The sequence below is a fragment of the Streptomyces sp. NPDC047982 genome (assembly GCF_043204165.1).
Classification (GTDB): Bacteria; Actinomycetota; Actinomycetes; order Streptomycetales; family Streptomycetaceae; genus Streptomyces.
This window is the reverse complement of the sequence record NZ_JBIDBS010000015.1, coordinates 182928-197415: the sequence shown is the minus strand read 5'-3', so window position 1 is coordinate 197415 and position 14488 is coordinate 182928. Positions and strand designations below refer to the sequence as shown.

The 14488-nt window shown below is 69.9% G+C and carries 12 protein-coding genes; 7 read left to right on the top strand and 5 right to left on the bottom strand.

The window, feature by feature from the left end; all coding sequences use genetic code 11:
* Positions 1-183: 183 nt before the first annotated feature.
* From ACGF2V_RS20145 to ACGF2V_RS20125, 5 genes are read right to left on the bottom strand one after another with little or no spacing between them, the layout of a single operon-like run.
* Entirely contained in the window at positions 184-1494 is a 1311-nt protein-coding gene (locus ACGF2V_RS20145; protein WP_362707243.1) for a DUF58 domain-containing protein, read from the bottom strand.
* Positions 1495-1504: 10 nt separating this feature from the next.
* Entirely contained in the window at positions 1505-2506 is a 1002-nt protein-coding gene (locus ACGF2V_RS20140) for a MoxR family ATPase (protein ID WP_362707246.1), read from the bottom strand.
* Entirely contained in the window at positions 2503-3708 is a 1206-nt protein-coding gene (locus ACGF2V_RS20135; RefSeq protein ID WP_362707249.1) for a DUF4350 domain-containing protein, read from the bottom strand. The genes ACGF2V_RS20140 and ACGF2V_RS20135 overlap by 4 nt, the downstream gene beginning before the upstream one ends.
* A complete protein-coding gene (locus tag ACGF2V_RS20130) occupies positions 3705-4391 on the bottom strand; it encodes a DUF4129 domain-containing protein (protein WP_362707252.1) in 687 nt (228 codons plus the stop codon). Before ACGF2V_RS20130 ends, ACGF2V_RS20135 begins: the two co-directional genes overlap by 4 nt.
* Before the next feature lie 4 nt (positions 4392-4395).
* Complete coding sequence (locus ACGF2V_RS20125; RefSeq protein WP_362707254.1) at positions 4396-5598, bottom strand: glycerophosphoryl diester phosphodiesterase membrane domain-containing protein; 1203 nt, start codon at positions 5596-5598, stop codon at positions 4396-4398.
* A 140-nt stretch (positions 5599-5738) separates the two neighbouring features.
* Between ACGF2V_RS20125 and mtnA the strand changes: the two genes are divergently transcribed.
* The 7 genes from mtnA to ACGF2V_RS20090 all read left to right on the top strand — a co-directional run bounded on the left by mtnA (position 5739) and on the right by ACGF2V_RS20090 (position 14343).
* Entirely contained in the window at positions 5739-6887 is a 1149-nt protein-coding gene (mtnA, locus tag ACGF2V_RS20120) for an S-methyl-5-thioribose-1-phosphate isomerase (RefSeq protein ID WP_362620847.1), read from the top strand.
* 4 nt (positions 6888-6891) lie between these two features.
* Positions 6892-7581, top strand: a complete 690-nt coding sequence (gene mtrA, locus ACGF2V_RS20115; protein WP_007448372.1) for a two-component system response regulator MtrA — start codon at positions 6892-6894, stop codon at positions 7579-7581.
* 1 nt (position 7582) lies between these two features.
* Positions 7583-9616: an MtrAB system histidine kinase MtrB gene (gene mtrB, locus ACGF2V_RS20110; protein WP_362707258.1), complete on the top strand. Its 2034-nt coding sequence runs from the start codon at positions 7583-7585 to the stop codon at positions 9614-9616.
* Between the two features lie 34 nt (positions 9617-9650).
* Positions 9651-11474, top strand: a complete 1824-nt coding sequence (locus ACGF2V_RS20105; RefSeq protein ID WP_362620844.1) for an LpqB family beta-propeller domain-containing protein — start codon at positions 9651-9653, stop codon at positions 11472-11474.
* 155 nt (positions 11475-11629) lie between these two features.
* Positions 11630-12409: a ComF family protein gene (locus ACGF2V_RS20100; RefSeq protein WP_362707261.1), complete on the top strand. Its 780-nt coding sequence runs from the start codon at positions 11630-11632 to the stop codon at positions 12407-12409.
* A 318-nt stretch (positions 12410-12727) separates the two neighbouring features.
* Positions 12728-13417 carry a ribosome hibernation-promoting factor, HPF/YfiA family gene (gene hpf / locus ACGF2V_RS20095; protein ID WP_362620840.1) on the top strand — a complete coding sequence of 230 codons (690 nt, stop codon included), beginning with the start codon at positions 12728-12730 and terminating at the stop codon, positions 13415-13417.
* A gap of 185 nt (positions 13418-13602) precedes the next feature.
* Complete coding sequence (locus ACGF2V_RS20090) at positions 13603-14343, top strand: response regulator transcription factor (RefSeq protein ID WP_362620838.1); 741 nt, start codon at positions 13603-13605, stop codon at positions 14341-14343.
* Positions 14344-14488: the final 145 nt, after the last annotated feature.

The following is a 14488-nucleotide window of genomic DNA, read 5'->3' as shown; positions in this document are numbered from 1 at the left end:
ACTGCAGGGGGGACCCTGTGGGAGAGTAGGTCGCCGCCGAACAGTTTTTGTGGGGAAGCCCCGCACCCTTGTGGTGCGGGGCTTTCTCGCGTTCACAACCATTTTCCCTCAGCGCCTCGTTCCTGAGGAAACCCTTCGTATCCGAGGGGTGCTCTTCCGAGGCGGAGAGGGAGTGGGAAGAGCTCAGAGACGGCCAGCTGCCTTGAGGGCCAGATAGGCGTCGGCGAGTGCCGGAGCGAGTTCGTCCGGGGTGGCATCGACGACCAGGACGCCGTAACGCCGGAGTTCCTCTGCGGTCCGAAGGCGTCTTGCTTGGGTCTGAGCACCGGATGCCGCTTCGTAGATCGCGTCCACTGTTCCCCTGGCCTCCGTCATTTCCTTGATGTGAGGGTCGGCCACAGAGGCCACCAGCACGGTGTGGCGTCGCGCGACACGGCGCAGGACCGGCAGCAGCCCTTCTTCCACGGGAGCAGCGTCCAGGCCCGTGAGGAGCACGATCAGAGATCCACGAGGAGCGCTGGCGAGTGCGGCGGCTCCGAGGCCCTGGGCATCTGTTTCCACGAGCTCCGGCTCGATCGGCGCCAAGGCGTTCACCATGGCCAGCAGAACCTCTCCTGCGGACTTTCTCTGAACATGGGCCCGGACGCGGCGGTCGTACGCGAGCAGAGCCACGCGGTCGCCCGCGCGAGTGGCGAGCGCAGTGAGGAGGAGAGCCGCGTCCAGAGAGGCGTCCAGACGCGGCACGTTCCCGACACGCCCGGCCGAGGTTCGACCCGTATCCAGGACCAGGAGGATGTGACGGTCGCGCTCGGGGCGCCATGTGCGCACTGCAAGTGCCGACTGCCGCGCCGTGGCCCGCCAGTCGATGGAGCGGGTGTCGTCGCCGGGAATGTACTCGCGCAAGCTGTCGAACTCCGTGCCCTCTCCACGAGTGAGGACACTGGTGCGGCCGTCGAGCTCACGCAGTCTGGCCAGTCGCGATGGCAGGTGCTTGCGGCTGGTGAAAGGAGGCAGAACGCGAACCGCCCACGGGACGTGATGGTTCCCCTGTCGGGCGGCGAGCCCCAACGGCCCGAAGGAACGGACCGTGACTTGTTGGGCCCGGCGGTCACCGCGTCGGGTCGGGCGCAGAAAGGTGGTCAGCCGACGGCGTTCCCCCGCCGGAACCGTCAAGGCGTGGCGAGAGGCAGTCTGGTCCTCGCCGCTGGGCCAGCTGCTGGGCGGCCAGGCGTCGCGAAGGTGTGCCCGCAGTCGGCGGCGGGAAGGATTGGTCACGGTGAGTTGCACCTCGGCCGTTTCACCAAGTCGAACGCTTGTATCACCGGATCGGGTGAACTGAAGCGTGCGTACTGGTGCGGCCAGGGCGTAGTCGCACAGAATTGCTAGGGAGAGCGGTGCGTTGGCGGCAAGCAGGCCGGTCCAGCTGGGGGCCAGGATGCCTACGGGGAGTGATCCCAGGGCGGCCAGCAGGGCGGTGCGTCCGGTAAGGACCACGGTCAGCGCCTTATCGGGGTACGGGGACGTGGGCGAGGATCGAGGTGAGGACGGAGTCGGGGGTGACTCCCTCCATTTCCGCCTCGGGCCGCAGGTGGATGCGATGACGAAGAGTAGGGAGCGCGAGGGCCTTCACGTCGTCCGGAATGACGTAGTCGCGGCCGGTGAGCCAGGCCCAGGCTCGGGCGGTCGACAGCAGGGCGGTGGCGCCCCGGGGAGATACACCGAGGGAGAGCGAGGGAGATTCACGCGTGGCACGGCAGATATCGACGACATAGCCGGCGATCTCGGAAGAGACCTTGGTTCGGGCGACCGCGGCACGAGCTGCCTCCAGGTCGGCAGGCCCGGCGACGGGGCGTATGCCCGCTGATGCGAGATCGCGCGGATTGAAGCCTTCGGAATGACGGGTGAGGACGTTGATCTCCTCGTCCCGGGAGGGCAGGGGCACGGTCAGTTTGAGGAGGAACCGGTCCAGCTGCGCTTCGGGGAGGGGGTAGGTGCCCTCGTATTCGACGGGATTCTGTGTGGCCGCCACAAGGAAAGGGTCGGGCAGGGGCCGGGGGACGCCGTCGACGGTGACCTGTCGTTCCTCCATTGCTTCGAGGAGGGAAGACTGTGTCTTGGGAGGTGTGCGGTTGATTTCGTCAGCCAGGAGCAGATGGGTGAAGACGGGGCCGGGCTGGAAGGAGAACTCCGCTGTGCGGGCATCGTAGACCAGTGAGCCGGTGACATCGCTCGGCATCAGATCCGGGGTGAACTGGACGCGCTTCGTATCGAGTTCGAGCGAGGCGGCGAGGGCCCGGACCAAGAGGGTTTTGGCCACACCGGGAACACCTTCGAGGAGAACGTGGCCCCGGCACAGCAGCGCGACGACGAGTCCGGTCACTGCCGGGTCCTGACCGACCACGGCTTTGGCGATCTCGGAGCGCAGCGCTTCCAGGGATGCGCGCGCAGTGTCGCCGTTCGCGAAGGGATCGGTGGTCCCGGCGGGCGCCGGGGGCGGGGCGCTCATGAGGTGCGTACCTCTCTTTCGAGGGTGTCGAGTTGATCTGCCAGTTGTACGAGAGCGGCGTCGTCGGACGGAGAGGATCCGAAAAGCAGGGACCGGAGCCGGCTCTCGTCGCCGTCGAGACGGGTGGAGACGGCGGGGATGAGCGTTGCGGGGGAATGGGCGTCCCGAGAAGAGACGCCGAGGAGGGCGGCGATACGGGCCCGGGTGGCGCAACGCAATGAGTCGGCGGCCCGGCCGCGGGCGTTCGTCCTGCGGTAGAGGCGAGCCCTGCCCTCGGCGGACTCGGACGCACGGATCGCGACGGGCAGCCGTTCGGTCACCAGGGGGCCCAGACGACGGGCCCGCCATATGGCGGCCAGTACGGCGGCCAGGACGAGTTGCAGGGTGCCCCACAGCCAGCCCTGCGGGATCAGATCGGTGAAGCTGCGGTCGGCGTGTTCGCCGCCGCCGTCGTGCTCGGTCATCGCACCGGTGTCGGTGAGTGAGGGGAGGTACCAGATCAGATGGGGGCGGGAGCCGAGAAGTTGCAGGGCGAGGGACGCGTTGCCCTGCTTACCGAGTCGGGCGTTGTGGAGAAGATCGGAGGAACCGAGGAGAACGGTCTCTCCGGCCTCTTGCTCGAACAGGAGCAGAGTGGGGAGGCCGTCGCTCGGGAAGCAGGCGGTGGTGGTGAGGTCGCCTGCGGCATAGCGGAAGCCTCCCGTTTCGATGGGGCCCGCCCTTCGGGCGGCCGGCAGGGAGCACTGGGGGGCATGAGTGGTCGCCGGCCCGGCAGACCTCGCGCGGACGCCGGGGACCAGGGTGCCCGCGGAAGGAGGGCCCGCCGCGAGGAGAACGGTGCGGCCACCCGAGTGCGCGGTTCTGGCCCGAAGCTCTTCCTGCTGCTGAGGTGCCAGGAGATCGGGGGAGGTCACGAGCAGCGTGGTGCCGGGGCCGATGCCGGTCGTGGCCTCGTCCAACGTGGTGACGACGCGAATGGAGACGCCGCGTTGCTTCAGGAGTTCGGCGACGGCCCGGCTGCCGTAGCGGTCGGCGGAGCGCGGGTCGAGCCGGCCGTGCTGGTCGCCGGAGCGCACGGATGCCAGAGCGACTCCCGCGGCGACGAGCACGAGGAGGGCGAGCAGCAGGCCGCGCACACGGGACCAGACCTGGCGCGGGGTGGGGGAGGCAGAGGTGGCGGAGACGGTGGTGGCCTCAGTCATTCGGCCGCTCCCTGGGCTGCCGTCGTCAGGAGGGGCTTCGCGGCTTCGAGATCGATGTCCAGTTCTCGCACGGACAGGTACACCCGCTGGTCCGCGGTGCGGCCGCCGTACGTGACATCGTCGAAGTGGCCGGCGGCGGCGCGAAGACGTGCGGCGTGCGAGGGCAGTAGGCGCGCGGCTTCGGCGGCGGCCTCGTCGGCGGTGCGCCCGGGGCGCGGGTCGATCAGGGCCCGTTCCTCCAGAGAGCGCACGATGGCGCGTGTGCGCTCCTGGACCGCCTCGGTCCAGTGCTGCGTGGCCGCATAGGTCTCGGCGGCCGCCCGGTGCTCGGCCGCCGTGCGCGGAGTGTCCTCGAAGAGGGAGTCGGCGGTGCGCACCATGCGGCGTGGGGTGCCCAGCCGCCACCAGAAGGCGGCCACCGGAGCGATGACCGCCAGTGCGAGCACGATCAGGCCGAGCGGGCCGCCCGGTGCCGCACTGGACGCCATGCCCAGGAGATCGCCGATCCAGTCCCAGAGCTGGTCGAGACCGCGCTGGAGGAGGCCGGGATCGTTCTCGTGGTACATCGGCTTGGACAACTCGTGCTCCGCGGCCTCACGGGCGGGAACACGCGGAATGTCCACAGGTACGTCGTCGTTCGCGCCGATTGTCAGCCGTGCCGCTGTTGCCCCCACCCCCGACACGACATCAGCTCCCGGTGTCGTATCCGGGCAGACCCGCTGCCCGGGCGAGTTCGAGGTCCAGCGCCTCGCGGCGAATGCGCTGGTCGATGTAGAGCAGGGCCATCACTCCGGCGGAGAGCGGGTAGACGATCGTCGCGGTGATCACCTGGCCGATGCCCGAGACGATCAGGTACGGCCAGGTGGAGAACATGGAGCCGTCGAAGAGGAGGGAGTCGCCCCCGCTGCTGTCCACGACCACCGCAATGATGGTGAAGGGGATGGCGATGATCATGGCGACGATGGCAGTCAGCAGCCAGGTGAGAGCCAGAACGCCGAAGGTCCGCCACCACGCGTTCGTGACCAGCTTCGCGGAGCGACGCATGGAGGTCGTGATCGATTGGCGTTCCAGCATCAGAGCGGGGGAGGAGAGAGAGAAGCGGACCATCAGCCAGAGCAAGACGGCGAGCGACGCAGGGAGGCCGATGACGACGAGCCCGGCACCGGCTGTGGAACCGACCAGCAGACCCGGCAGAAGGCCGAGGGCCATGATCGCGGCGCTCATCAGGGTCAGCAGCAGAGTCAGGCCCAGCAACTGCGGAATCCTCGGCCGGGCCTCGGCCCAGGCGTCGGCGAGCGACACCGGGCGGCCCAGCACCGAGCGACTGATCACCACGGTCAGCACCGATGTGGTGAACAGTGTGGCGATCAAGGTGATGAGCATGGACGGCACGCCGGTGATCAGCGTGGACTGGAGGGATTCCGTGGCCTGCCGGAGTGCTTCGGGGCCGGTGGCGTTCGGGTCGACCACGGCGGGCTCGGGCAGCAGATAGCGCTGCACAAGAATCGTTACGATCTGGGCGATCACCGACACGGCCAGCGTGAATCCCAGCACGGTGCGCCAGTGGGCGCGCATCGTGGAGACCGCGCCGTCGAGGATCTCACCGATGCCGAGCGGACGCAGGGGGATGACCCCAGGCTTGGCCGCGGCGGGCGGCTGCCCCCAACCGGGCCCCTGGGGCCGGACGCCCGAGCCGGGGCCGGGAGGAGGCGCGCCCGGGCCGGCACCGGGGACAGTCGGTGGGGACCACTGCGCTCCCGGCGGCTGGGTCGGGGACCAGTTGCCTGCCGGGCCGCTGCCGGCGACGGGCTCGGAGGGGCGGGGGACATCCGCTCCCTGGCCCTCGGAGGGGGCAGATCCGGGCGAGGCCCAGCCCGGAGTGTCGTTCATTCTCGCTCCTTAACGGTCCTGTCCGCTCATCGGCACGGCAGGTCGGCAGCCCATCGTGCCACGCGCAGCCTCATGAGGGACCGGGCGCGGTGTCTCCCGCGCACCTTCATCCGGGGCGGCTCACCGGGCAGACTGGGCGGATGGCTGATCAGGACGAGCAACCGCCGGTGGGCGACGAGCCGCCCGCCCTTTCCGTACTCCGCTGGGACGAGCTGTCGGCAGGGCCCGTGCTGGTGCTTCTCGACCAGACACGGCTGCCCGCGGAGGAGGCCGAGCTGGTGTGCCCCGACGTGCCGACGCTGGTGCGGGCGATCCGGACACTGGCGGTGCGCGGTGCGCCGTTGCTGGGCATTGCCGGGGCCTACGGGGTGGCACTCGCCGCCGTGCGGGGATACGACGTCGAAGAGGCCGCGGGCCTGCTGGCGGGGGCGCGGCCCACCGCGGTGAACCTCGCGTACGGGGTACGGCGGGCCGTGGCCGCGTACCGGGCCGCCGGGGAGAAGGGGGCGGACCCCCGGAAGGCCGCGCAGGCGGCTTTGGCCGAGGCCAGGGCATTGCATCGGCAGGACGCCGAGGCCAGTGGGCGCATGGCGCGGTACGGGCTCGCCCTCCTGGACGAGCTCCTGCCGGGCGGCGGACACCACCGGTTGCTGACGCACTGCAATACCGGAGCGCTGGTATCGGGTGGCGAGGGCACCGCCTTCGCGGTGGCGCTCGCGGCACACCGGGAAGGGCGGCTGAGCCGGCTGTGGGTGGACGAGACCCGTCCCCTGCTCCAGGGGGCCCGGCTGACGGCGTACGAGGCGGCGCGCAACGGCATGCCGTACAACCTGCTCACGGACAACGCGGCAGGGTCGCTGTTCGCCGCGGGGGAGGTGGACGCGGTGCTCATCGGGGCCGACCGCATCGCGGCCGACGGCTCGGTGGCGAACAAGGTGGGGAGCTATCCGCTGGCGGTGCTCGCGAAGTACCACCACGTACCGTTCATCGTGGTGGCGCCGAGCACGACCGTGGATCCGGACACCGCGGACGGAGCGTCGATCATCGTGGAACAGCGACGGGGGAGCGAAGTGACCGAGTTCATATTCCTGCAGGGCGGGGTGGCGGAAGGAGCGCACGCCGGGCAGCTCGTGGCACCAGCCGGAACCGCCGCGTACAACCCGGCATTCGACGTCACACCGCCGGAGCTGGTCACGGCGATCGTCACGGAGGAGGGCGTGGTCTCCCCGGTCACGGGGGACGGACTCGCGGAGCTGTGTGCCAGGTCATCGCAGGTAACGATTAGCTGATGGGATGATGTCGATTATGAAGGGACGCGTCCTTGTCGTCGACGACGACACCGCACTGGCCGAGATGCTCGGGATTGTGCTGCGTGGTGAGGGGTTCGAGCCGTCGTTCGTAGCGGACGGCGACAAGGCACTCGCCGCGTTTCGTGAGGCCAAGCCGGACCTGGTCCTGCTGGATCTGATGCTGCCCGGCAGGGACGGCATCGAGGTCTGCAGGCTGATCAGGGCCGAGTCGGGTGTACCGATCGTCATGCTCACGGCCAAGAGCGACACCGTCGACGTGGTGGTGGGCCTGGAGTCCGGGGCTGACGACTACATCGTGAAGCCGTTCAAGCCCAAGGAGTTGGTCGCCCGGATCAGGGCACGTCTGCGGAGGTCCGAGGAGCCGGCGCCGGAGCAGCTCACCATCGGGGACCTGGTCATCGACGTGGCCGGGCATTCGGTGAAACGGGAGGGGCAGTCGATCGCGCTCACCCCGCTGGAGTTCGACCTGCTGGTCGCGCTCGCCCGCAAGCCGTGGCAGGTGTTCACGCGTGAGGTGCTGCTGGAGCAGGTGTGGGGATACCGCCATGCCGCCGACACCCGGCTGGTGAACGTCCATGTCCAGCGGCTGCGTTCCAAGGTCGAGAAGGACCCGGAGCGGCCCGAGATCGTGGTGACCGTCCGAGGGGTCGGTTACAAGGCCGGACCGAGCTGACATGCCCCTGGGCGGTACTGCTCCGCGGCCCGGGGAGCCGGGAGCCCGTGCGGGGCGGGCTGCCGCTCCGGGGCGCAGATCGTCCCGGATCGGGCGCCTCCTGAAGGGCGGCCGGTTGTTCCACGACCATGCGCCCGGCGGCCCGGTGCCGCGACTGCTGATGCGTTGGGTACGGCGTCCGCTGCTGCCCGTCGTACGGCTGTGGCGGCGCAACCTCCAGCTGCGGGTCGTCGCGGGCACGTTGCTCATGTCGCTCGCCGTGGTGCTGCTCCTCGGCATCGTCGTGATCGGGCAGGTGCGCAACGGCCTGCTCGAAGCGAAGGGCACGGCCGCCGAGACCCAGGCCGCCGGTGGCTTCGCAGCCGCCCAGGAGAAGGCCAACGCTCCACTCGCCCCGGGTGGGCAGGGCGGCGGCGACACCGCGGACGGCACGACTGCCAACAACTCCTGGCGGACCGAGCTGGTCGACCAGCTCGCCAGCGGCGGCAAGAACGCCTTCAACGTGGTGGCGCTCAGCGCGGACGAGGGCTCACGTGCGCCGCGTGGCTCGGGGAGCGTCGAGGCGGCGAGCGTCCCGCAGAACCTGCGGGACGCGGTCAACAAGGGCCCGGGCGCGTTCCAGACGTACTCCATGATCCGGTACGCGAACGGGCAGGAGCCGCAGCCCGGACTCGTCGTCGGCAAACGGCTCTACGACATCGACCACAACCCGTACCAGCTCTACTACCTTTTCCCGCTGACGCAGGAGGAGAAGTCGCTGACCCTGATCAAGGGCACGCTGGCGACGGCGGGGCTGTTCGTCGTCGTGCTGCTCGGGGCCATCTCGTGGTTCGTGGTGCGCCAGGTCGTCACCCCCGTACGGATGGCCGCCGGAGTCGCCGAGCGGCTTTCCGCCGGAAGGCTCCAGGAACGGATGAAGGTCACCGGCGAGGACGACATCGCCCGGCTCGGCGAGGCCTTCAACAAGATGGCGCAGAACCTGCAGCTGAAGATCCAGCAGTTGGAGGAACTGTCCCGGATGCAGCGGCGTTTCGTCTCCGACGTCTCCCACGAGCTGCGGACACCGCTGACGACCGTGCGGATGGCCGCCGACGTCATCCACGAAGCGCGCAGCGACTTCGACCCGGTGACGGCACGTTCCGCGGAACTGCTCGGGGACCAGCTCGACCGGTTCGAGTCGCTGCTCTCCGACCTGCTGGAGATCAGCCGTTTCGACGCGGGTGCCGCGGCGCTGGAGGCCGAGCCGATAGATCTGCGGCAGGTCGTGCACCGGGTGATCGGCGGGGCCGAACCGTTGGCCGAGCGCAAGGGCACCCGGATCAGGGTGGTCGGCGACGCGCAGCCGGTGATCGCGGAAGCCGACGCGCGACGCGTGGAGCGCGTCCTGCGCAACCTGGTCGTCAACGCGGTCGAGCACGGTGAGGGACGCGATGTCGTGGTGCGCATGGGCGCGGCCGGCGGCGCGGTCGCCGTGGCCGTCCGCGATTACGGGGTGGGGCTCAAGCCTGGCGAGGCGACGCGCGTGTTCAACCGCTTCTGGCGGGCCGACCCGGCCCGTGCGCGGACGACTGGTGGTACCGGTCTCGGGTTGTCCATCGCCGTGGAGGACGCCCGGTTGCATGGTGGCTGGCTGCAGGCGTGGGGCGAGCCCGGCGGCGGTTCGCAGTTCCGGCTGACCCTGCCGCGCACGGCGGATGAACCGCTCCGCGGCTCTCCGATACCCCTGGAGCCGGAGGACTCCCGCCGCAATCGCGAGAAGCGGGAACGGGCCGCGCCCGGCTCCGAAGGAGGACACCGGCTGGCGGCGGTGCCGGTCCAGCCCGCCGACAGCGACCGGCCGGCGCTTCCGGTGCCGTCCCGCCCCGCTGCGGTTCCCCCGGCGGCGCCGCCCTCGGTGGATCCGGCGGCCCTGCCCGGCAATGGGGCGCGGGTGCTCGCGCGCCCCGCCGAGGAGCGGGTGGGTGGCGAGCCCGGGGGCGGGAGCGGCTCCGCAGTACGGGAACAGGAGCGGGGGGACACGAATCGTGGGGTCTGACCGTCGCGGGGGCGCGCGTGCGCGCGTACCGCGGATGTCCGCGCTGCTCGGATGCGGCGCCGTGTTCCTTTCCGCGTGCAGTTCGATGCCCGTCACCGGGGAGGTCAGGCCCGTCGGCGGGGGCTCGCAGCCCGGCGACTCCCAGGTGCAGGTATACGCCGTGGCACCGCGCGACAACGCCACCCCCAACGAGATCGTCGACGGCTTCCTGGAGTCCATGACCAGCGACGACTCGAAGTTCATGACGACGCGCAAGTACCTGACGCGGAAGGCGGCGAGCGCCTGGAAGCCGAGCGCGTTCACGACCGTTCTCGCCAAGGCGCCCAACCGCAGCGACCGCCCGCTGAACGACAGCGATCCCGGCGTCACCGAACTCGCCTACACCCTGACCGGCGACAAGGTGGCGACGGTCGACAGCCAGAGCGCGTATCAGCCGCTCGCGCCCACGAAGTACCACGAGACCCTGCGCCTGGTGCGCGAGAACGGCCCGGACGGCAAGGAGTGGCGCATCGACGCCGTACCGGACGGGCTGCTGCTCGGACAGTCGGACTTCAGACGCCTCTACCGTTCGGTCGACAAGTACTACTTCGCCGCAGGGCCGACGGCGGAGCACTCCACGCTGGTCGCCGATCCCGTTTATCTGCGCAGCCGCACGGACCCCGTCACGGGCATGGACACCGTGACGCAGGCGGTCCGCAGTCTCTTGGCGGGGCCGACCGATTGGCTGCGTCCGGTGGTCGGTTCCCGTTTCCCCGCCGGCACGACGCTGAAGAAGGGTGTCACCTCACTGGCTCCGGACGACCGCAACGTCCTGAGAATCCCGCTCGACAAGAAGGCGGACGGCGCCGGGCAGCGCTCCTGCCGCATGATGGCCTCGCAGGTCCTTTACACGCTGCGGGATCTGACGTCGGCACGGATCGAGCAGGTCCAGCTGCTGCGCTCGGACGATTCCCAGTTGTGCGTCCTCGAGGCGGACCAGGCGGAGGAGTTCGCGCCCGACGGTTCGTCGAGCGGGCCGGACAGCCAGTACTTCATCGACGCCAAGGGCCATGTGGAGCGCATCCCCGGCAGCACCAAGGGCAGTGGTGTGCCGGAGCCGGTGTCCGGGCCGTTCGGCAACGGACTGCGGATGGGCGAGGTCGGCGTGGCCAGGGACGAGCAATCGGCGGCGGCGGTCTCGCGGGACAGGACCTCCCTCTACGTGTCCTCCATCGTCTCTGAGGGCGAGCTTTCCCCGGCCCTGGTGACCAGCAGGGCCAAGAATCAGAACGACCGGCTGTCGGCACCGAGCTGGGACGGCCGGGGCGATCTCTGGGTGGCCGACCGGGACCCGCACAGGCCCCGGCTGCTGCGGATGCAGGGAGGCACCGGCAAACCGCAGGAGGTCGCCGTGCCGAGCCTCGCCGACGACCGGATCGAGGCCCTGCGGCTGTCCACGGACGGGGTGCGCATCGCGCTCCTGGTGACCCAGGACGACGGCCGCGGAACCCTGAAGATCGGCCGGATCGAGCGACACGGGGCGGGGGAGTCGGAGCAGCTCTCGGTGGTGGATCTGCGACAGGCCGCACCGCAGTTGACGGATGTCACCGCAATGTCGTGGTCGGGCCGCAGCCGCCTCGCGGTGGTCGGCAAGGAGGAGGGCGGCGTGCAGCAGGTGCGGTATGTGCAGGTGGACGGTTCGACGCCCGCCTCCGGTGCCCTGCCCGGTCTGAACGAGGTGTCGTCGATCGCGGCGGCGGACGACGAGCAGCTGCCGCTGATGGCGGCGACTCGCAACGACGGGATAGTGAAGCTGTCCCCGGGCGACAACTGGCAGACCGTGGTCAAGGAGGGCACGTCGCTGGTCTATCCGGGCTGAGGAGCTGAGAACGCGGGCTGCCCGGGCCGGGAGTGCTGGGAACAGGGTTTTGCCGCGTGTGAGCACTGCGCGGTGCGCCCCGGCCGTATCTCGTCGGCCGTACGGGGTTTTCCACAGGGGTGGCCGGGTGCTCCGGGTGAGTGCACAGTGGACTCATGCGGGGATGGTGGCGGGAGATCTCCGGACTGGTCCTGCCGGTGTCCTGCGGTGGATGCGGCATGCCGCGTACGGAGCTGTGCGAGGAGTGCCGGGCGGAGCTGTACGGCGGGGTGCCGCGGCGGGTGAGGCCGGTGCCCGAGCCCGCGGGCCTGCCGGTGGTGCACGCGGCGGCCCCGTACGGGAACGCGGTGCGCGCGGTTCTCCTGGCCCACAAGGAGCGCGGCGCGATGGGCCTTGCCGGGGCCCTCGGCAGGGCGCTGGCCGGGGCCGTACGGGCCGGTGCGGAGCGGACAGGGGCCGTGGGGCGAACGGGTAGCGCGGAACCGCTGTTGCTGGTGCCCGTGCCGTCCGCGCGGTGCTCCGTGGCGGCACGAGGGCATGACCCGACGCGACGGATCGCGCTGGCGGCCGCGGCCGAGCTGCGGCGGGGAGGTGTTCCGGCGCGCGTGGTCCCGGTGCTCCGGCAGCAGCGGGTGGTGGCCGACCAGGTGGGGTTGGGAGCCCGGCAGCGGGAACGGAACCTCGCGGGGGCGCTGACGGTCGTGGCCGGGGGCGGGCGGCTCCTTGCGAGGGGGAGGGTGGTGCTGGTGGACGACCTGATGACGACCGGTGCCTCGCTGGCCGAGGCGGCCCGGGCGGTCGGAGCGCAGTGCGGGCACGGGGGCGGGCGGTCCGCACCCGGCGCAGGACGCGCGGGGGCTGCGCACGGCAACGGGCGGGCAGCCGTCGTCGCCGTATCCCCGTCGGCCTTCGAAATAAACCGGAACTCTCTATGAAGCCGCATCGTTGCAAGGAGTGAGTGAGTAAAAAGACCTGAACGGAGGTACGCGCGAGTAGCGGGTGCCGAGATCCGCCCGGGCAGGCTATGTTCAGTGGTGAGGAATGGTGAATGCCGGACCTCAATGAATGCACCGCCAGGTTTCGGGCAGGTAACTCACCGACAGTCCGGAAAAGGGAATTCGGTGGGGGCGAGTCCCCACCGCTGGGGGAGGAGGTGGACGTCACCCAGTCCGCGGCTCCGGTCAATACCGGGGCCTGGTGCAAAAGGGAGATGCTCCGCTGCTGAGCGGAGCGATCCGGGAACGGAGTTCTGCGTGGACATCGTCGTCAAGGGCCGCAAGACCGAGGTGCCCGAGCGGTTCCGCAAGCACGTGGCCGAGAAGCTGAAGCTGGACAAGATCCAGAAGTTCGACGGCAAGGTGATCAGCCTCGACGTCGAGGTGTCCAAGGAGCCGAATCCCCGTCAGGCCGACCGTTCCGACCGGGTGGAGATCACGCTCCGGTCCCGTGGTCCGGTCATCCGGGCGGAAGCTGCGGCCGGCGACCCGTATGCGGCGCTGGACCTGGCCACCGGCAAGCTGGAGGCGCGGCTGCGCAAGCAGCACGACAAGCGCTACAGCCGCCGGGGCAACGGCCGGATTCCCGCCGCCGAGGTGGCCGAGGCCGTTCCGAATGCCGCGTCGTTCAACGGCGAGGGCGTGCTGGTCCCCGGCGAGGCGGCTCCGTCCGTACCGACGACCAGATTCGGTTCCCTGGAGGTCCAGGGCGAAGGGCCGCTGGTGATGCGCGAGAAGACGCACGTCGCCGCACCGATGTCGCTCGACCAGGCGCTCTACGAGATGGAATTGGTCGGGCACGACTTCTATCTGTTCGTCGACTCCGAGACGAAGGAACCCAGCGTCGTCTACCGACGACATGCCTATGACTACGGTGTCATCCACCTGAGGACCGATCCGCTCGCGGCCGACGGAGCGAGCGGCGCGGGCGGTGCGCTCGGCGGCTGACGTCACCCTTCCACGGTGCCCCTGGAGCGTCTGTGCGCCCCCAGGGGCACACGTGTGCGGTCTGCGGGATCACCGCTCGGGCGTCCAGGCATGAAATCATGTCGTCCCAAGCCAACGGCTTTCCGGAGAGCCGCTGTTGGCGGACCGTTGTGAACTTCAGGCCATGGCCTTCAGGGGGAGGAACGATGGCGGACGCCTTCGGGCCCGTGCGCGATGCGCATCACGCCGACGACACCGGTGCGGACGCGGGCAGCGGTTCCCGCAAGGAGCCGATCAGGGTCCTCGTCGTGGATGACCACGCGCTCTTCCGCAGAGGTTTGGAGATCGTCCTCGCCCAGGAGGAGGACATCCAGGTCGTGGGCGAGGCGGGTGATGGTGCCGAGGCGGTCGACAAGGCGGCCGACCTGCTGCCCGACATCGTGCTGATGGACGTACGGATGCCCAGGCGCGGCGGCATCGAGGCATGCACGTCGATCAAGGAGGTGGCACCCAGCGCGAAGATCATCATGCTGACGATCAGCGACGAGGAGGCCGACCTCTACGACGCGATCAAAGCAGGCGCCACCGGTTACCTCCTCAAGGAGATCTCCACGGACGAGGTGGCCACGGCGATCCGCGCGGTCGCCGACGGTCAGTCCCAGATCAGCCCGTCCATGGCGTCGAAGCTGCTCACCGAGTTCAAGTCGATGATCCAGCGGACCGACGAGCGCAGGCTGGTACCCGCACCGCGGCTCACCGACCGGGAGCTCGAGGTGCTGAAGCTCGTCGCCACCGGCATGAACAATCGCGATATCGCGAAGGAACTGTTCATTTCCGAGAACACCGTGAAGAACCACGTCCGCAACATCCTGGAGAAGCTGCAACTGCACTCCAGGATGGAGGCCGTGGTCTATGCCATGCGGGAGAAGATCCTGGAGATCAGGTGACCGGTCCGGTGACGCGACGGGCCGGGTGACGGCACCGGGCCCGGCGGTACCGGAGCCGTCGCTGCCGGACATGAAGGCGCCGGGCAGCGACGGTGGCGGACGTGATGCCGCCGGGCGTGACGGGGGCCCGGCGAGTCGGGGTACG